21 protein-coding genes, 1 tRNA gene and 1 pseudogene are annotated in these 18,927 nt (G+C 50.4%); 11 read left to right on the top strand and 12 right to left on the bottom strand.

Annotation, left to right across the window (positions count from 1 at the left end):
• Positions 1-29 precede the first annotated feature (29 nt).
• From HU824_RS12365 to HU824_RS12335, 7 genes are all read left to right on the top strand, one after another.
• Positions 30-1,430, top strand: a complete 1,401-nt coding sequence (locus HU824_RS12365; protein ID WP_176468988.1) for an anthranilate synthase component I family protein — start codon at positions 30-32, stop codon at positions 1,428-1,430.
• 105 nt (positions 1,431-1,535) lie between these two features.
• Positions 1,536-2,162 (top strand): aminodeoxychorismate/anthranilate synthase component II, encoded by a 627-nt coding sequence (locus tag HU824_RS12360; RefSeq protein WP_176468987.1) that lies wholly within the window; start codon positions 1,536-1,538, stop codon positions 2,160-2,162.
• 141 nt (positions 2,163-2,303) lie between these two features.
• On the top strand, positions 2,304-3,299 hold the full coding sequence (gene trpD / locus HU824_RS12355) for an anthranilate phosphoribosyltransferase (protein WP_176468986.1): 996 nt from the start codon (positions 2,304-2,306) through the stop codon (positions 3,297-3,299).
• Positions 3,300-3,303: 4 nt separating this feature from the next.
• Positions 3,304-4,131, top strand: coding sequence for an indole-3-glycerol phosphate synthase TrpC (trpC, locus tag HU824_RS12350; RefSeq protein ID WP_176468985.1), 828 nt, complete (start codon positions 3,304-3,306; stop codon positions 4,129-4,131).
• 90 nt (positions 4,132-4,221) lie between these two features.
• Positions 4,222-4,845 (top strand): phosphoribosylanthranilate isomerase, encoded by a 624-nt coding sequence (locus HU824_RS12345; protein WP_136009633.1) that lies wholly within the window; start codon positions 4,222-4,224, stop codon positions 4,843-4,845.
• Between the two features lie 144 nt (positions 4,846-4,989).
• On the top strand, positions 4,990-5,766 hold the full coding sequence (gene trpA / locus HU824_RS12340; RefSeq protein ID WP_176468984.1) for a tryptophan synthase subunit alpha: 777 nt from the start codon (positions 4,990-4,992) through the stop codon (positions 5,764-5,766).
• A gap of 62 nt (positions 5,767-5,828) precedes the next feature.
• Positions 5,829-6,869 (top strand): asparaginase, encoded by a 1,041-nt coding sequence (locus HU824_RS12335; protein WP_136009635.1) that lies wholly within the window; start codon positions 5,829-5,831, stop codon positions 6,867-6,869.
• A 79-nt stretch (positions 6,870-6,948) separates the two neighbouring features.
• Here HU824_RS12335 and HU824_RS12330 read toward each other — a convergent pair whose 3' ends face one another.
• The 7 genes and pseudogenes from HU824_RS12330 to HU824_RS19790 all read right to left on the bottom strand — a co-directional run.
• Complete coding sequence (locus tag HU824_RS12330; RefSeq protein WP_176468983.1) at positions 6,949-8,109, bottom strand: MalY/PatB family protein; 1,161 nt, start codon at positions 8,107-8,109, stop codon at positions 6,949-6,951.
• A gap of 9 nt (positions 8,110-8,118) precedes the next feature.
• Positions 8,119-8,985 carry a DUF3737 family protein gene (locus HU824_RS12325; RefSeq protein ID WP_136009637.1) on the bottom strand — a complete coding sequence of 289 codons (867 nt, stop codon included), beginning with the start codon at positions 8,983-8,985 and terminating at the stop codon, positions 8,119-8,121.
• 13 nt (positions 8,986-8,998) lie between these two features.
• A complete protein-coding gene (locus HU824_RS12320; RefSeq protein WP_136009638.1) occupies positions 8,999-9,562 on the bottom strand; it encodes a cyclophilin-like fold protein in 564 nt (187 codons plus the stop codon).
• A 20-nt stretch (positions 9,563-9,582) separates the two neighbouring features.
• A complete protein-coding gene (locus tag HU824_RS12315; protein ID WP_176468982.1) occupies positions 9,583-10,056 on the bottom strand; it encodes a hypothetical protein in 474 nt (157 codons plus the stop codon).
• 261 nt (positions 10,057-10,317) lie between these two features.
• Complete coding sequence (locus HU824_RS12310) at positions 10,318-10,470, bottom strand: iron-containing alcohol dehydrogenase (RefSeq protein WP_136009640.1); 153 nt, start codon at positions 10,468-10,470, stop codon at positions 10,318-10,320.
• A gap of 326 nt (positions 10,471-10,796) precedes the next feature.
• A tRNA-Gly gene (locus tag HU824_RS12305) sits at positions 10,797-10,869 on the bottom strand.
• 91 nt (positions 10,870-10,960) lie between these two features.
• Positions 10,961-11,317, bottom strand: a pseudogene (locus tag HU824_RS19790) (transposase); the annotation flags it as partial.
• Positions 11,318-11,660: 343 nt separating this feature from the next.
• Between HU824_RS19790 and cobU the strand changes: the two are divergent.
• The 4 genes from cobU to cobC are packed head-to-tail and all read left to right on the top strand — an operon-like array spanning position 11,661 to position 14,551.
• The gene (cobU, locus tag HU824_RS12300; RefSeq protein WP_136009641.1) at positions 11,661-12,182 is read left to right on the top strand and encodes a bifunctional adenosylcobinamide kinase/adenosylcobinamide-phosphate guanylyltransferase; all 522 of its coding nucleotides are present in this window, start codon (positions 11,661-11,663) and stop codon (positions 12,180-12,182) included.
• A 30-nt stretch (positions 12,183-12,212) separates the two neighbouring features.
• Positions 12,213-13,250: a nicotinate-nucleotide--dimethylbenzimidazole phosphoribosyltransferase gene (gene cobT / locus HU824_RS12295; RefSeq protein ID WP_136009642.1), complete on the top strand. Its 1,038-nt coding sequence runs from the start codon at positions 12,213-12,215 to the stop codon at positions 13,248-13,250.
• A gap of 1 nt (position 13,251) precedes the next feature.
• On the top strand, positions 13,252-13,995 hold the full coding sequence (cobS, locus tag HU824_RS12290; protein ID WP_136009643.1) for an adenosylcobinamide-GDP ribazoletransferase: 744 nt from the start codon (positions 13,252-13,254) through the stop codon (positions 13,993-13,995).
• A gap of 16 nt (positions 13,996-14,011) precedes the next feature.
• On the top strand, positions 14,012-14,551 hold the full coding sequence (cobC, locus tag HU824_RS12285) for an alpha-ribazole phosphatase (RefSeq protein ID WP_176468981.1): 540 nt from the start codon (positions 14,012-14,014) through the stop codon (positions 14,549-14,551).
• 93 nt (positions 14,552-14,644) lie between these two features.
• On the opposite strand, the gene HU824_RS19785 is transcribed toward cobC, so the two are convergent.
• From HU824_RS19785 to HU824_RS12260, 5 genes are all read right to left on the bottom strand, one after another.
• Positions 14,645-14,839 carry a hypothetical protein gene (locus HU824_RS19785; protein ID WP_255260511.1) on the bottom strand — a complete coding sequence of 65 codons (195 nt, stop codon included), beginning with the start codon at positions 14,837-14,839 and terminating at the stop codon, positions 14,645-14,647.
• 130 nt (positions 14,840-14,969) lie between these two features.
• A complete protein-coding gene (locus tag HU824_RS19780; RefSeq protein WP_255260510.1) occupies positions 14,970-15,188 on the bottom strand; it encodes a hypothetical protein in 219 nt (72 codons plus the stop codon).
• A gap of 215 nt (positions 15,189-15,403) precedes the next feature.
• Positions 15,404-16,372, bottom strand: a complete 969-nt coding sequence (cbiB, locus tag HU824_RS12270; protein ID WP_136009645.1) for an adenosylcobinamide-phosphate synthase CbiB — start codon at positions 16,370-16,372, stop codon at positions 15,404-15,406.
• A gap of 3 nt (positions 16,373-16,375) precedes the next feature.
• A complete protein-coding gene (locus tag HU824_RS12265) occupies positions 16,376-17,410 on the bottom strand; it encodes a threonine-phosphate decarboxylase (protein ID WP_176468980.1) in 1,035 nt (344 codons plus the stop codon).
• The gene (locus HU824_RS12260) at positions 17,403-18,920 is read right to left on the bottom strand and encodes a cobyric acid synthase (RefSeq protein WP_176468979.1); all 1,518 of its coding nucleotides are present in this window, start codon (positions 18,918-18,920) and stop codon (positions 17,403-17,405) included. Before HU824_RS12260 ends, HU824_RS12265 begins: the two co-directional genes overlap by 8 nt.
• Positions 18,921-18,927 lie beyond the last annotated feature (7 nt).

Here is an 18,927-nt window from a genome sequence, read left to right as displayed (position 1 = left end):
TGATGAATTATTTAAAAATACAAGATACAATGAAACAATATGACTATAAAACAGTCAGCCGTACCATGCTTGGTGACTTGCATACGCCGGTGAGCACCTATCTGAAGGTACGCGACATCTTTCCGCAGAGCGCACTTATGGAGAGTTCCGACTATCATGGCAGCGAGAATAACCGTTCGTTCATCGCTCTGTGTCCGCTGGCAAGTGTCAGCATAGATCATGGTATGGCTATCTTCCGACTGCCGGACGACAGCCGCGAAGAACATCCCATAACCGAAGAGTATCGGGTGGAAAATGCGCTGAACGACTTCCTTGGCCGCTTCCGCGTAGAAGGCGAATACAGCAATTACTGCGGACTCTACGGATACACTTCCTTCAATGCAGTCCGCTACTTCGAGAATATACCCGTGAAGGACAGCCGTGAAGCCACCAACGACGCGCCGGACATGTTGTACATATTATATAAGTACCTCATCGTCTTCAACGATTTCAAGAATGAGATGCTGCTCCTCGAGATGCTGGCTCCCGGTGATACCAACGAGCTGGACAAGGTGCAGAAGGCCATCCATAACCGTAACTACACCGCCTACGACTTCCGCGCCATCGGCTCCACCACCTCCCCACTTACAGACGAGGAGCACAAGGCGAACATCTGCCAAGGCATTGCCCACTGCCTGCGCGGCGACGTCTTCCAGATTGTCCTCTCCCGCCGTTTCGAACAGCGCTTCATGGGCGATGACTTCAAGCTCTACCGTGCCTTGCGTAGTATCAACCCTTCGCCCTATCTGTTCTATTTCGACTTCGGGGGCTTCCGCATCTTCGGCTCCTCTCCCGAAACCCATTGCCGCATCGAAGGGCGCCATGCCTATATCGACCCCATTGCCGGAACCACGAAGCGCACCGGCGATGCGGAACAGGATGCCATCAATGCACGATACCTGCACGATGACCCAAAAGAGAATGCCGAACACGTGATGTTGGTAGACCTTGCACGCAATGACCTATCCCGCAACTGCCGTGATGTAAAGGTAGACTTCTATAAGGAGACGCAGTATTACAGTCATGTTATCCATCTTGTCAGCCGCGTCAGCGGAACACTCTGCAAAGAGGCCGACCCTGTCAAGACCTTCATCGACACCTTCCCTGCCGGAACCCTGAGCGGTGCCCCAAAAGTACGCGCCATGCAGCTCATCAGCCAGCTGGAACCGCACAACCGCGGAGCCTACGGAGGCTGTATCGGTTTCATCGGACTGAACGGCTCGCTGAACCAGGCGATTACGATTCGCACTTTTGTCAGTCGCAACGGTGTCCTCTGGTTCCAGGCAGGAGGCGGCATCGTGGCCAAGAGCAACGACAAGTACGAACTGCAAGAGGTGAACAACAAGCTCGGCGCACTAAAAAAGGCAATTGAGATGGCGGAAAAAATGTGAATTCATTTACCATTTGAGAATTCACTATTTACGATTTGCCATGCGGTGCGTACACTGTGCAGCCAAATCATAAATAGTAAATTAAACGGTTTATAAATACAAAAAATGAAAACAGTTATCATAGACAATTACGACTCATTCACCTACAACCTTGCCCATCTGGTGAAAGAGCTTGGCGCAGAAACGGACGTGCTGCGCAACGATAGATTCCTGCTCGAAGAATTGGAGCGATACGATAAGATTATCCTCTCACCCGGTCCCGGCGTACCCGAGGAAGCCGGACTGCTGTTGGATGTCATCCGCACCTATGCCGGACGTAAACCCCTACTCGGTGTCTGCCTGGGCGAACAAGCCATCGGACAAGTGTTCGGCGGAAAGCTGGTCAATCTGGAAGAGGTATTCCATGGAGTACAGACGGAAATAAGGATAAAGGAGAAAGAATCAGGGATTAGGAATGAGGAATTAGGGGAAAAGGATTATGAAGGTATTTCTCTCGAAGAAGACTATATCTTCTGCGGTTTACCTAATAGGGTTTCCGTCGGACGATATCACTCCTGGGTAGTGGATACGAAGGACTTTCCAGACGAACTTGCCATTACTGCCATCAGCCCCGAAGGACAAATCATGGCGCTGAAACATCGGAAATATGACATCCACGGCATCCAGTTTCATCCTGAATCGGTGTTGACACCCGACGGAAAAACAATCGTGAGAAACTGGCTTTCGCAATAAGGCACTTCAGTGTCTGAAATGCCACACTTCACTATTGCTAACATGAGGCGTTTCGGACGAAAACATAAGATGTTTCGAGAACCCATAAATACAAAACTCCAAAAAAGGAGTAAATTCAACCATCAAATCGTAAATATCAAGATGAAAGCAATACTCACCCGTCTCTTCAATCACGAAGAGCTCACATCGGAGGAAACCAAACAGATCCTCCTCAATATCACCAAGGAAATGTATCCTGAGACGCAGATAGCGGCCCTGCTCACTGCTTTCCAGATGCGGAGCATCACTGTGGATGAGCTTATCGGCTTCCGCGAAGCACTGATGGAAACACGCCTCCCCATCGACTTCGCCCCCTATCGCCCCATCGACATTGTAGGTACGGGAGGCGATGGAAAAAACACTTTCAACATCTCCACCTGCGCTTGCTTCGTGGTGGCGGGAGCCGGCTACAAGGTTGCCAAACACGGCAACTACGGAGCCACTTCCGTGAGCGGAGCCAGCAATGTCATCGAGCAGCATGGCGTACGCTTCACCAACAACCCCGACACGCTGAAACGCAGCATGGAAGAGTGTAACATCGCTTACCTTCATGCCCAGCTTTTCAATCCGGCGATGAAGTTTGTCGGCCCTGTCCGCAAGACGCTGGGAGTGCGCACCTTGTTCAATCTGCTCGGCCCGTTGGTGAATCCATGCTGTCCGGCATACCAACTACTCGGTGTGGCAGACCTCTCGCAGATGCGCCTATATACCAATGTATTCTATAAGCTCGGCATTGACTTTGCCGTGGTCAACAGCCTTGACTGCTACGACGAAATCTCCCTGACAGACGAGTTCAAGGTGATGACCCGCGACTACGAGCGCATCTACCGTCCGCAAGCTCTCGGCTTCAAGGATGCCCGCCCCGAAGAACTGTTCGGCGGCGCATGCAAGGAAGATGCTGCCCGCATCTTCGACAATATCCTTACGGGGCATGCCACACCTGCACAAACGCAATGCGTCATTGTCAACGCCGCCTTTGCCATCCAGGTGATGGAACCGCAGAAAGAGATTGAAGAATGCATCGCCATCGCACGCGAATCACTGGAAAGCGGACGGGCGCTGGCGACACTGAAAAAATTTATCGAAATCAATAAATGAAGCAATGAAAGATATACTGTCTGAAATCATCGCCCATAAACAAACAGAGATTGAACTACAGAAACAAACCGTCTCTCTGGAACTGTTGCGGGAACAAGCCGAAATCATCATCCGGGAGAATGCGGCACATCGCCGCAGCATGAAGCAGGCCCTTGCCGCTTCTTCTACAGGAATCATCTCCGAATTCAAACGACGTTCACCCTCCAAAGGCTGGATAAACGAGGCTGCCCGGGCAGAGGAGATACCCGCCTCCTACGAAGCCGCCGGCGCCGCTGCCCTCTCCATCCTGACGGATGAGAAGTTCTTTGGCGGTACGCTGCGCGACATCCGCACAGTCCGTCCGCTCGTCCACATCCCCATTCTGCGCAAAGACTTCATCATCGACGAGTACCAGCTTCTGCAAGCCTGCATCGTAGGTGCCGACGCGGTATTGCTCATTGCCGCCTGCCTTAGTCCGGAGCAATGCAGCACTCTCACCACCCAAGCCCACGAACTCGGGCTGGAGGTATTGCTCGAAATCCACAGCCCTTCGGAACTCTCCTATATAAATAAGGAAGCCGACATGGTTGGTGTCAACAACCGCAACCTTGGCTCTTTCGTCACCGATGTGGATAATTCCTTCCGGATAGCCCGGCAACTGCGCGAAGCCACCCACGGAGCGGTCTCCCCACTCCTTGTTTCCGAAAGCGGCATCTCCGACCCCGAAACCATCTGCCGCCTGCGTGCTGCCGGCTTCCGCGGTTTCCTCATCGGCGAAACCTTCATGAAAACAGGGCACCCCGGCGAAACCCTGAAAGAGTTCATCAGAGACAGTCTTTCAATTGATAATTGAAAGTTGATAATTGCAAATACAGAAGTCTCCCATACAGCGTTACGTTGCGCAGCTAAATTGTAAATTGTAAATAGTAAAATCGTAAATAAGATGTTTCCTCTCATCAAAGTATGCGGAATGACTGAAGCAGAAAACATCCGCAATGTAGAACTGCAAGGTGTAGATATGATCGGCTTCATCTTCTACCCAAAATCTCCCCGTTATCTGTACCAGATGCCCGGGTATCTGCCAGCCTGCGCCAAGCGCGTCGGCGTCTTTGTCAACGAAACCAAGGAAAACATCCTGATGTATACCGACCGTTTTGACCTGGACTACATCCAGCTGCATGGCAATGAAGCTCCCGAGTATTGCCGTTCCCTACGCAATGCAGGTCTGCACCTCATCAAGGCCTTCTCTATCTCGCGACCCAAAGACCTGCTTGCTGTCTCTGCCTACAATGGTCTATGCGACTACTACCTCTTCGACACCAAGACCCCGCAGTACGGCGGTTCCGGCAATCAGTTCGACTGGAACCTCCTGCACCGCTACAACGGTCCCACTCCGTTCCTGCTCAGCGGTGGCATCAACCCCTACAGCGTAAAAGCCCTCCGGGAGTTCTGCCATCCCTATTTTGCGGGTATCGACATCAACAGCCGTTTCGAGACGGCACCGGGAATAAAAGATGTGGAACGCATCTCAAACTTCCTGAAAGAACTCAATGGATTTACGATTTGACAAATATTACCATGTTCAATGTATAATCCGCCATGCGGTATACAATTGCGCGGCTAAATTGTAAACTCAAATCATAAATCGTAAATATAAAAATGTATCAGGCAGCGTATATTTGCGCAGCTAAATTGTAAAATTGTAAATAGTATGATGAACCGAATTAACCAACTTTTCCAGGACAGCCCCAAGAATCTGCTGTCCATTTACTTCTGCGCAGGCTGTCCCACTCTCGACGGTACTGCCGACGTTATCCGTACTCTCGAAAAGAACGGAGTCAGCATGATTGAAATCGGTATCCCGTTCAGTGATCCCATGGCCGACGGCATTGTTATCCAGAATGCCGCCACCCGCGCCCTGCACAACGGCATGTCTCTCCGCCTGCTTTTCGAACAATCGCAAGACATTCGCCGCGATGTCCACATTCCCCTCATCCTCATGGGATACCTTAACCCCATCATGCAGTTCGGCTTCGAGGCATTCTGCCGGAAGTGCGTGGAGTGCGGCATCGACGGTGTCATCATTCCTGACCTCCCCTTCCGCGATTACGAAGAGAGCTACAAAACCATCGCCTCGAAGTATGACATCCGTGTCATCATGCTCATTACCCCCGAAACCAGCGAAGCCCGCGTCCGCGAAATAGACGCCCACACCGACGGCTTCATCTACTTGGTGTCCAGCGCCGCCACTACCGGTGCCCAGAAAGACTTCGACACCCGGAAACAAGCCTACTTCAAGAGGATAGAGAATATGAACCTGCGCAATCCACGCATGGTAGGTTTCGGCATCAGCAACAAGCAGACATTCGATGCCGCCTGCGCCCACTCATCCGGCGCCATCATCGGCAGCCGCTTCGTCACTCTGCTTAACGAAAAGGAGGGAGATGCAGAAAAGGCCATCAAGCAGTTGAAGGAAGAGGTAGGATGAATGATGAGTTATCACTTTTTTTACTATCTTTGTGCCCGAAAAAGAACTCAAATACGAAATCTATGAAAGTCGATTACCCTTCTGTACTATTGATTTACACTGGTGGAACTATCGGAATGATAGAAAATCCCGAGACCGGTGCACTTGAGAACTTCAACTTCGACCAACTGCTGCAGCATGTTCCCGAACTGAAGCGCTTCAACTACCGCATCTCTTCCTATCAGTTCGATCCACCCATCGACTCTTCTGACATGGAACCTTCTTTCTGGGCAAAGATTGTAAAAATCATCAACTACAACTACGACAATTTCGACGGCTTCGTCATCCTGCACGGCACCGACACCATGGCCTATACAGCCTCCGCCCTCAGCTTCATGCTCGAGAACCTTTCCAAGCCGGTCATCCTCACAGGTTCCCAGCTTCCCATCGGCACCCTGCGCACCGATGGGAAAGAGAACCTAATCACCGCTATTGAAATAGCCGCCGCCAAGCATCCGGACGGCACTCCTATCGTCCCTGAAGTGTGCATTTTTTTCGAAAACGAGCTGATGCGGGGCAACCGTACCACCAAAATCAATGCCGAGAATTTCAACGCTTTCCGTTCCTTCAACTATCCCGCACTGGCAAAAGCGGGCATCCATATCCGCTATAACGAGCATCTCATCCGCCGCCCCGACCCGTCGCGCCCCATGAAGCCGCACTACCTTTTCGACACCAATGTCGTAGTTCTCACGCTCTTTCCCGGCATTCAGGAAAGCATTATCAATTCTGTGCTTCATGTTCCCGGTCTGAAAGCCGTAGTCCTCAAGACCTTCGGTTCCGGCAATGCCCCCCAGAAAGAATGGTTCATCCGCCAGCTGAAAGAAGCCAGCGAACGTGGCATTGTCATCGTCAACATCACCCAATGCCAGAGCGGTGCCGTCGAAATGGGACGCTACGAAACCGGACTTCATCTTCTTCAGGCAGGTATCATCAGCGGCTATGACAGTACCCCCGAATGTGCTGTCACTAAGCTCATGTTCCTTCTGGGACACGGACTGAACCAAGCCGAAATCTGCCACCGCATGAATTCCGACCTGGCAGGAGAAATCACCAAACAATAAGTGGTGGTTCGACAGCAAACGTCAAACCACCACTTTATGGTTGTTTTCAATCAGATATATGAAATAACATTATTCAATTTTAACGATGAATAAAGTTACTAAATCGCGTCAACCCGTCTATCAGCGTTGTACGTGGGCAAGCGATGTTCCACCTCATAAAGCCTTCTCCTTCCATTCCATACATAATGCCGGCGTTCAGCCATAAGTCTCCTTGTTCCATCAATTGCCGTTCCAACTCCTCAGACGGAAGGCCCAGTTTGCGGCAATCCATCCAAACAAGATAGGTACCTTCCAATACCGTAACAGGAAATTCCGGCAGATGCTCACGGCAAAACTCCCGCATATAGAGATAATTGGCGTGCAGATATTCGATAAGTTGGTCCAACCATTTTTCTCCTTCATTATAAGCTGCCTGAGTAGCGATTACGCCAAACGGATTGACATCGCATACTTCATTGTCGTTGATAGCCCGGTCTATTTTCGACCGACGGTTGGCATCGGCGCAGACGATGTTCGCAATCTGCAATCCGGCAATATTGAACGCCTTACTGGGCGACAGGCAAGTAACGGAATGCCGCAGGAAATCTTCCGAGATGGAGGCAAACGGCGTGTAACGATGTCCCGGGAAAACCAGTTCGCAATGAATCTCGTCCGATACGACCGTTACACCGTGACGGATACAGATTGCACCGATGCGCACCAGTTCTTCACGCTTCCACACCCTTCCAGCCGGATTGTGGGGATTGCACAGCAGCATTATCTTCACCTTAGGGTCGGCGGCTTTACACTCCAGATCTTCGTAATCAATCGTGTAAGTATTATCGGCATAGCACAATGGAGACGACACCATTTCGCACCCATTGTTGCGGATAGACGAAAAGAAACAATTATAGACGGGAGTCTGTACCAACACCTTGTCGCCCGGCACAGTCAACGCCTTGATGATGGCCGATACGGCAGGCACTACCCCCGATGTATAGATTATCCATTCGCGATTGACTGTCCAGTTATGGCGGCGGGAAAACCAATCCGTGACAACCTTGTAATAGCTCTCGGGTACACGAGTGTACCCGAAAATGCCATGCTCTATTCGTTTTTTCAACGCATCAACGATAGCGGGGGCTGTCGGAAAATCCATATCTGCCACCCACATCGGCAATACATGTTCGCTTTCGGCACTGTCCCATTTGTAGGAATCGGTTCCCCGCCGCGAAATCTGTTTATCAAAGTCGTATTTCATATCTTCGCCTTAATCGGTAAAACAGGTACGTTCGTCTCGGAGCCGAATTTCACAATCGGCGGGAGCCTTGATGTTCTCGTCTATGGTGATGGAACCAAACTCGTTGGCCACAATGTGTCCCGACATCGGATTCTTGATATTCGTGATGGCTCCGCGAATATCAGCCTGCAAGGTGCTATACTCGAATGCCCGGTCACAATCCGGTCCGAAAGTACAGTTTTCAAGTATCAGGTCGTGTGCATAGCAGAGCGGTTGTTCGCCAGTAATATGGCAGTTCACCAAACGCAGGTTCTTCGAGTGCCAGCCGAGATACTCGCCGTTGAGTTCCGAATCATAGATGGTCACATTCTCCACCTCCCAGAACGCATCCTTTGTCGTAATTTTGGCGTTATGAATTTCCACATTCTTCACGTACTGGAATACATACTTGCTGTCACTTTCCAGTCCGTCAACATAAATGTTGTTGCTGAACATGAAAGGATAAGTGCCGCCATGCAGTTTGAGGTTCTTAATGCGGATACCGTTGCAACGCCAGAACACCTCATCGGCATCGTTCATCGTCACATTCTCGATGTCTATTTCGTTCATCTCGCGGAACATCTTCGGCGCATCAATAATCGTGTCGGTCATTTTCAGGTGGTCGCAATACCACAGTGCCGAGCGACCTCCGACATCGAAATAACAACGGTCGATTTTGAAGCCGTGCACATGCCAAAAAGGATAATTACCCTCGAAACGGCATTCGAACGCTTCGATGTTACTGCACTCTTTAATGGCCGATTCTCCGGCACGGATAATCACATTCTCCAGACGGAGGTCATGAGATTCGAACAAGGGACGTTCGCCCCCGAACTCAGTATCTTTAATAAGTTTCATTTGAGATATTGTTTTAGTTATTACTGGTTTCAAAAGTTACGGTCACATTGCCTCGCCCGAGAGCCGAAGCCAGCCCTGACGGATTATCGAGCCGCCCTATACGGGTGTAGCTGTAAGACGAAGAGAACGTTTCATAGAAAAGGACGAGACAATTGGAACCGTAGAGCATCAAATCCCCGTTCCGGATTGTTCCCGGCCGGTTACTGTCTGTGGGCAAATTCTCTGACAGGTAATGGTATTTCTCGTTGCCGTTCATCTCGTTCATCGTTACCGTCATCGGCAGCAGAGCGGCAAAGGCACGTGCCGTGGCATTGTCTTCAAGGGTGGCAGCGAAGCTGCGGCCGCCTGCCCGGACTGTAATGTTTCTGTTCATTTCGTTTTCTCCTCCATTATTTTCATTGCCATTCCCGCTATCGTCATTTCCGTTTCCGGAATTGTCGTTGTTTCCCGGTTCTTCGGGATTAGGAACAGGAATCACCGGATTTTCTGTTATAGGTTCATCGTCAGGACTGCAAGCTGTCAGTGCAGATGTGGCTGTCACAAGCAGCAAGACCATGACAATAATACATCTGTTCATATCTTGTTCTATTTTAAGGTTTATAATTCCAATCCCATTTTATAGACTTTTTCAAGATGCTCAGGTGCTATTTGACGGGCTATATTCTCACATCCCGTACAACCGCCCGCCAGATAAGTTCCGACCTCTTTTCCTCCCAACACGCCGCTGATGATATGAAAATAACCCAAAGCCTGGTCGAAAGTATGCTCGTTATTGTCTCCCGCAGTCATAAGCAGCACGGTCTCTTTCTCAGGATACTTATCCTCGACGGAAATGGCATATAGACGTTCGATATAGGCATCGGTCAGATGGTCCGTATCGCCTTGTCGCGTACCGGCACTCATCAGTACAAGGACATTTTTCCCGTTACCTTGGCATATTGTCTCGACTGTCGTGGGACGAAAATCTTCTTCCGGTTTACTCTCTTTCAGAAAACGGAAGATAGCCGACCCTCCAAGCAATACGCTGCCAGCAGTCAGCAAACTATTTCTTAAAAATGTTCTTCTTTCCATCCATATCTGACGATTCTTGTTTCAAGTAATTATTCTTCTGATTTTCATATTGCAAAATTAGGTTGAAACTATGAACTGAACAGTAGATGAATTACAGAGAAGATAACCCCTATTACAGATTATATAAAAAAGAGGCAGTGTCAAGTGTGAAGTGACATTGCCTCTTTATCCGAATTTTGCTTGCTATTGAAATTTTCCCTATTCCTTATTCTTCATGGGTTTGAACCACTTATTTGATGAATAGTGCCGTTCATGTATTTATTACAGGCTTTCATGTAGAACGGAAAGCACATCTTCCCGCACAAGTGTTTTGAACCCTCCGTTCATAATAAATGTAGCATCGGCGATACCTTCCAGCATATCCTCGGTAACACCGAGCGATGTGATTTCTGTTGCTACTCCGATTGTATTCATCCACTCAAGCAAAGCCTCCAATCCTTCATTTGCAAGCTATTCTTCCGTTTTTCCCACTTCTGGTATACAACTCGAAAGTAAAAATCTTCCGCTTGGTCAAACTCTACGCCTGAATATTTAACAAATGCACCGGGATTTCGGATTGGGCCGGGATTCTCCATTTGCTAAAGTTTTCCACTTGTAGCACACTACGTTGATTGCTGCACTCATAAAATTTTCGGTTGACTTCTTAGTTGACTTCAATCGCATAGTTTCATGCAAAACCAGCACCGCCTAAAAACAAAAATCAGATAGGAATCTTTCGATAACTATCTGATTTCCAAAAGAGCGGCAAACGGGGCTCGAACCCGCGACCCTCAGCTTGGGAAGCTGATGCTCTACCAACTGAGCTACTGCCGCATAAACATTCCCAAGATCATGCCTTAAAAACGGTGGCAAAGTTAATAAATTACTTCCTAAAAAACAATAGTTCGGTAAAAATTCGTCAAGCCTAAGCGGCTCTGGCAGTAAATAAGATGAGTTCTTTGAAAAGTTTGTCAATAACTTGCGGGGCTGGGTTAATTCCAAACACGCCAATAAATCGTTCAAGCATATAAGCATTGTGCATGAATGACTTGCAAGAGAATATGAAATAGGTTATTCCGAGCCTCTTACATGCCGCTTTGGCCAAGTTGACAGCTGCGAGCGACGCATTGAAGTGAAAATCCAACTTTCTGAGGTCTGTTGACTGACAGTTGGTGATTCCGGCATGCTGCTTGCCATCTCTAAAACAAGATTTCAGTTGGAACCTGGTTCTGTAATAATCCAGGATTTCGCATCCATCCATCGAATCGTCTGTAGAGAAATAAAATTAGTATTGTATAAGGAGTGTTTCGTAAGCCATAATCAGAAGAGTTGAAGGACTTATAATTTACTAAAGAACAATGAATCATGTAATAACTTTCACCCTTATTGTCAGCAGGTTAGCATCTTTTGGGTACATTTATTCATGCTTAACCATTCGTTCTTGACAACATTTCAATGACCTCTTTCGTGTTTTCGAACCAGCTTTTGCCGATTCTATTGTTTAACTTTTAAATTTTCGGTAAAAATTTACCGAAGTATTGTAAAAAAACAAACGTTTCGTCAAATATTTCTTATTTTTGCTCGGGAAAACAAAGATATTCTTTCAAAATACAGACCAAATACCAATGAAACGAATCATACTCATCACCGGAGGAGCACGTTCCGGCAAAAGCACTTATGCGGAAAAGCTGGCACTCGAGCTCTCTCCCACGCCCGTTTATCTTGCCACGGCACGCATCTGGGACGAAGAATTCCGCCAGAGGGTAATCCGGCACCAAGAATGCCGGGGACCGGAATGGACAAACATCGAAGAGGAAAAAGAACTCAGCCGCCACCGGCTGGAGGGACGGGTTGTCCTGATAGACTGCATCACCCTATGGTGTACCAACTTTTTCTTCGACCTGAATTCAGATACCGACCGGGCACTTGCCGCAGCAAAGGCGGAGTTCGACCGCTTCACGGCACAAGACGCAACCTTCATCTTCGTGACCAATGAAATAGGCATGGGAGGAACTTCCGAGAACGAACTGCAACGAAAGTTCACGGACATGCAAGGCTGGATGAACCAATATGTAGCCGCCCATGCCGACGAAGTGACACTGATGGTAGCCGGCATCCCACTTACCGTAAAAAATACTCATCCATAAAACTACAAACAATCAAAAATCAACAGACTGATGAAAACTTTTCATATCACACGTCCGGACAAGGCAATCCGTCCTGCATTGATTGACAAAATCAACAACCTGACCAAACCCAAAGGTTCGTTGGGCACTTTAGAAGAACTGGCACTCCAAATCGGACTCATGCAACAGACATTATCCCCCGCCTTGAAACATCCGCAAAACATTATCTTCGCCGCCGACCACGGCATTGTAGAAGAAGGTGTCAGCCTCTCTCCAAAGGAAATCACTTGGCAGCAAATCAGTAACTTCCTCCATGGAGGGGCAGGTGTCAATTTCCTCTGCCGGCAGCACGGCTTTACCCTGAAGATAGTAGATGCAGGAGTAGACTACGACCTCCCCTACGAGAAAGGCATCATCAATATGAAAGTGCGCAAAAGCACCAGAAATTATCTGCACGAGGCCGCCATGACGGAAGAGGAAATGGAGATGTGCCTAGAGCGGGGCGCCGAGGTGGTGAGACAATGCCATGAAGAAGGCAGCAATGTCCTCAGCTTCGGTGAAATGGGTATCGGAAACACTTCTTCATCCTCCCTATGGATGGCCTGCTTCACCGGCATTCCTCTGGAACAATGTGTAGGCGCGGGCAGCGGACTCGACAGCACAGGCATCCGCCACAAGTACGAAGTGTTGAAGCACTCCTTGGAGAACTACAAAGGTGACGGCTCTACCCGGGACATCATCCGCTACTTTGGCGGACTGGAGATGGTGATGGCCATAGGCGCCATGCTGCAAGCTGCTGAGCTGAGGATGATTATCCTTGTTGACGGATTCATCATGACCAACTGCTTGCTTGCCGCCGCCAGGCTCTATCCGGAAGTGACGGATTATGCCATCTTCGGGCACTGCGGAGACGAGCATGGCCACCGGCTAGTGCTCGACGCTCTGCATGCCCGCCCACTGCTGAACCTGGGACTGCGTTTGGGAGAAGGAACAGGGGCCATCTGTGCATATCCCATTATCGACTCGGCCGTGCGGATGCTCAACGAAATGGATAACTTTGCACATGCCTCCATCACCAAATACTTCTAACATGAACAATGTATTAGCTGCATTCATAATGCTCACCCGACTGCCCTTCTGGAAAATCAAGGAAGTACCGGCAGAGTGTTTCAAGCATGTGGTTCCCTATTGGCCGCTCGTAGGCTGGCTGACGGGAGGCGTGATGGCGGCAGTACTGTGGCTTGCCGGACAGATTATGCCGATGTCATTGGCATGGATTCTTGCCCTCATCGCACGCCTGCTTGTCACCGGTTGCCTGCACGAAGACGGACTGGCGGACTTCCTCGACGGTTTCGGCGGCGGCACCACCCGCGAACGGACTCTTGCCATCATGAAGGATTCCCACATCGGAAGCTACGGTGTCATCGGATTGACATGTTATTTCCTGCTGTTGCTCCAACTTCATCACCTGCCATTGGAACTTCTCTGCATCCTCGTGCTCTGCGGTGACTGCTGGTCCAAGTTCTGTGCCTCCCAGATAGTCAACTACCTACCCTATGCCCGGAAAGAGGAAGAGAGCAAAAACAAGGCCGTCTACAACCGCATGAACCGGCACGAGTTGCTGGCCGGATTTATCTGCGGTCTGCTTCCCTTCGTACTGCTGCTGCCTATAAAACTGTGGATTGCCACCCTCTTTCCCCTGCTCACCTTCTTCCTGCTGTACCGGCTGATGAAACGGCGCCTGCAAGGATATACGGGTGACTGCTGCGGGGCCACTTTCCTGCTCTGCGAGCTATCCTTCTACTTGGGAAGCCTTATTCTGATTATAAATTAACAACTGAAAATCAAAGATGGAAGTAATACTCATCCGACACACTTCGGTAGATGTTCCTCCGGGCGTATGCTATGGGCAGACCGATGTTCCCCTGAAGCCCACGTTTGAAGCGGAAGCCGCCGTGACGGCAGAAAACCTGAAAACATACCTCCCGTTCGACCACGTCTACACCAGCCCCCTTACCCGTTGCGTACGTCTCGCCGCCTATTGCGGCTATCCCGATGCGGAACGGGAAGAACGAATTATGGAAATCAATTTTGGCGACTGGGAGATGAAGCCGTTCGAGCAGAATGAAGACCTGCGCCTGCAGGAATGGTATGCCGACTACATGAACGTGGCAGCTACCGGCGGAGAATCTTTTACCATGCAATACCGGCGTGTCGGCCAGTTTCTGGACGAGTTGAGAAAGAAGCCCTATGCACGCGTTGCCATCTTCGCACACGGAGGCGTATTAATCTGCGCGCAACTCTATGTCGGCATCCTCAAAGCCGAAGAAGCCTTCGACGCATTGACGCCCTATGGTGGCATCGTCCACATCCATCTCGACAAGGAATAATGAACGAAATAGTAGGGCCTTCCTCCGCTTCGGTTTGTACTTTGTAGATACCTCCCAAATAATGAATAAAATGGGCATTGATTTCATGGCGAATCAAGTTCGTTTTATTCTCAGATAGAAAAGCAGCATCAGCAGCAGACAGACGCCCAGGAGTATAAATCCTATGCGGCAATTCATGTCCTGAATCTTCTGCTTCTCCAACAGCAGCTCGTCAATGTGATAAATCTCCTTCACCTGCTTCAACTGGCTGGCCGAGAAGGCATTGTTCAGCAAATCCTGCTCGCGCATCAGGTAGCACCGGGTCTCGATGGCCCCATGTCAATGTCCCCCTTGTCATATTGCGTACTCGCCTTGTAGTTTATCAAAGTGGCAAAGGTGAAGACGTAATTGTTCAGTACCGTAGGGGGCACCTCGTCTATCAATGCGATGCTTTTGTCATACTCATCGGGCTTGGCACATTGTAGGCGGTCAAGGCTGCCTCATGCTCTCCGGTGGCCATCAGATAACGGGCATCTATAACCAGAAGGTATTGCTGTATCTCCAGAATCAGCTGCATTTCAAGCTGGTCTATCTGTGCCAGACTATGGCTGGCAGCTTTTAAGGTCGCTCTGGGCAATGGCCATACGGATTTCTCCACGGAAAAGGTTTTCTTTAGTCCAAGAATCCGCTTTATCTGTTGCCGATGCAATTATTGTGCTCCCAAACCAAATAAAGAAAAGGAATATACAGTTGCTTTATCCTCATTTACAACACTTTACCTGCTTTAAAAGTTACATTTTTAATGCAATGCGGTCTTGTAAAGATATTATATCTTTTTGGAACGGACAAAGAATCAGTTAAAATAACAACATTTTAAAAACAAAAGGAAGCCAAGGTCGATGTCACGATTACGGCAACCACCATCCACCACTCCACACGCCGGTTGATGTGGACAGCCACACGCATATCTTCCGTCTTCAGAGGCCGTTCATTAGAACCGATATAAGGTTTCCATACCTCCTCGCCGAAATAGTTGTGCGGACCTCCGAAACGGCAGTCCAGAATACCGGCAAGAGCGGCTTCCGGATAACCGGAATTGGGACTGGCATGCTGGCTGCCATATCTGCCCACAAAAGCAAACAAGGAAAGACGACCGGAAACCAGCACCATCAGAAAGGCTGTCAGACGGGCGGGAATGTAATTGGCAGCGTCGTCCAGGCGGGCGGCGAAACAGCCGAACCGACAATAGCGCTCGTTCTTGTAGCCGACCATGGAATCCAGCGTGTTCACCATCTTATAGGCAAGCATGCCCGGAACTCCCAACAGCAGATACCAGAACAAGGGAGCAACCACCCCATCACTCAGATTCTCCGCCAATGTCTCCAATGCAGCAGTGCGTACCTCCTGCGCCGAGAGCGCAGATGTATCACGGCCCACGATGCGCGCCACCTGTTTTCGGCCTTCCTCCAAAGAACGGTCTACCGCCTTGAATACCATGCGCACTTCACGAACCAGTGTAGTACCTGCCAGGCAATAGAACATCAGCAGTATCTGCACCGTCAGCAGCATGCCCGGAGAAAAGAGTGCCGCCAAACGGAGCAGCAGAAGCGTGACGAAATACACACCAGCCACGAGGAGCACCGTCATAAGCGCTCCTTTCAGAAAACGCGAATCGCCCCGGTTCAACCGGTGCTCACAGAAAGAGATGGCCTTGCCGAAAGCCACAACCGGATGGGGTAGCCATGACGGGTCGCCCAGCCAGTAATCGAGCAGCCAGGCTGTGAGAAGCGGCAGGTTCAAGTTGAAGGCGACACCCAAAAGTATAAGCACATCTTCTTCCATCGGTTATTCCTCCTCAAGCCATTGTCCTACTGCTTTTACAAGCCTGTCATTCTCCTCCCGGCTCTGGGCGGCTATGCGGAAAAAGTGCTCATTCAGCCCGTCGAAGTTGGAGGCGTCCCGAATCAGGATGCCATGCTCCCCGGCCAGATAGTCTTTCAAGGCGGAAGCCTTGCCCATACGGAGGCACACCAGCATGAAATGGGTTTCGGTAGTCCACACTTCCAGTCCTCCCAATGCCTCGAGCGCACTGCGCAGGCGGGCAGCCTCTTGCAAATAAGACGCCACATCCAGCGGATTGGGAACATCGTGTTCCAGCAGATGGAGCCCTGCCTCAATGGCAAGCTGGTTGACCGACCAGGGCATACGGTTGGTACGCAGGCGATGCAGCAGGTGGGGAGCGCCGGTGACATATCCCAGTCGCAGACCGGGAACGGCATAACGCTTGGTCATGGAGTGCAGCAGCAAGACGTTGGGAAACTCCACCGCCTCGGCAGCAGAGAAAAGTGGACGCAAGGTGAAAAACTCGTAGGACTGGTCAATGACGAAACATACCTGCGGATTATGACCGATAAGTGTTGCCAGATATTCCTTCTCCACGACCGTTCCGGTAGGGTTATTGGGATTGCACAGCCACAGCATACGCACCTCTTCCGGCAAGCGATACCCCTCGCTCTCCATGGGAAGTCGGTAGAGGGAAGTGACCCGATGGCCGTGCATGCGGCAGGCATCGGCATATTCACTGAAAGTGGGTTGCACAATGACGGTGTTTGTCCCGCGGAAAGTCTGTGCTGTGAGATAGATGGCTTCGGTAGCTCCGTTCGTCACGCACACTGCCTCGGCAGGAAGGTGGTGGTGGCGGGCAAGGCAGGCCTCAAGCGTGTAAGGCTCCGGTTCGGGATAGTTGCCGATGCTGTCAATCCGGGCACACAGATGCGCCTTCAAGGCAGAGAGATTCACCCTGCTGTAAACGTTCGAGCTGAAATTGGCCGTAATCGGACGGCTGTATTTATAGGAATCGTCTCCGTGTCCTTCAATCATGGTTCTTTGTCAATATTTGGTAGATAAGCGGCAGGTTGACGTGGCGGCGCACGTGCTCGGCAAGCCTATCGTATTGTTCTTCTTTGAATGTATGATAATCGAAAGCGCCGGCATTCCCGGACAATTTGTCTGCAAAAGGCACAAGCAGGAAATCTATGAATTCCGGATTGTCGAGAATGCCATGAATATAGGTCCCCATGCAGGTGGAGTCCACGTAGTAACCATCGGTAGAGCCGTTCTCCAGAAGATTCAGGGGAGAATCGGGAGCACCTTCCACGGGGGTGGTCACTCCCATATGGATTTCATAGCCCTGCATTAATGGAGAATGGAGAGTGGAAGATGGAGAATGGGGATTGCACAGACCGAACTTCACCTGACGGGTCACCTTCTCTCCCGACATGCGGGTACTGATGGGCAACAGCCCCAGCCCGGGCAGGCGTTCGATGTCTCCCTCCACATGCTCAGGGTCGAGCACCTCCTGCCCCATCATCTGATAGCCGCCGCAGATGCCCATCACGGTGGCACCTTCACGGTGGGCACGGATGATGGCAGCTGCCACACCGTTACGGCGCAATTCGTAAAGGTCATCAAGCGTGCTCTTGGAGCCGGGCAGCAGGATGACGTCGGCCTTTGCCAGCTCATCCACATTGTTAGTATAGAAGAGATGTACGCGCGGGTCACGTTCCAGGACATTAAAATCGGTGAAGTTACTGAGGTGGCGCAGCAGAATGACGGCGATGTTCACCTTTCCCTTCTCGGCACGGACAGACTTTGCGGCAAGCGCCACGGAGTCTTCTTCTTCAATGTAGATATCACGGTAGTAAGGCACCACCCCGACAACGGGAATGCCGCAAAGCTCCTCCAGCATCGTAATGCCCGACTCGAAGAGACGTATATCCCCCCGGAACTTGTTGATAAGAATTCCTTTAATTCGCTCCCGCTCATGGGGACGAAGCAACATCAGCGAACCGTAGACGCTGGCAAACACACCGCCACGGTCAATGTCGCCCACAAGAATTACATCGGCTCCGGCATGCAGGGCCATCGGCAGATTGACAAGGTCGGTATCCCGCAGATTGATTTCGGAGATGCTTCCCGCGCCTTCCAGCACAACGGGATTATAGCGGGCGGCAAGGCGGTCGTAGGCAGCACAAACCTCCCGGCGCAGTTCGTCGCGTCCTTCCTTGCGGAAATAATCATAAGCATTGCGGTTGCCGATAGGACGCCCGTTAAGAACAACCTGCGAGGTATGGTCCGACTGTGGTTTCAGCAGCAGCGGATTCATGTCCGTGTGGCAAGGCACTCCGGCGGCTTCTGCTTGCACAGCCTGGGCACGGCCTATCTCCAGCCCTTCGGGAGTGGCAAATGAATTGAGCGCCATATTCTGTGCCTTGAACGGTGCGGGCTGATAGCCGTCCTGCTTGAAGATGCGGCAGAAGGCGGCAGCAATGATGCTCTTTCCCACATCACTACCCGTCCCGGCAAACATAATCGGATGAAGTTTCTCCATAAATTCC

Origin of the sequence: Bacteroides sp. L10-4 (genome assembly GCF_013373675.1) — a bacterium.
GTDB classification, from domain to species: domain Bacteria; phylum Bacteroidota; class Bacteroidia; order Bacteroidales; family Bacteroidaceae; genus Bacteroides; species Bacteroides muris.
The sequence above is the reverse complement of the archived record's forward strand: the minus strand, read 5'-3'. Positions and strand labels throughout refer to the sequence as shown.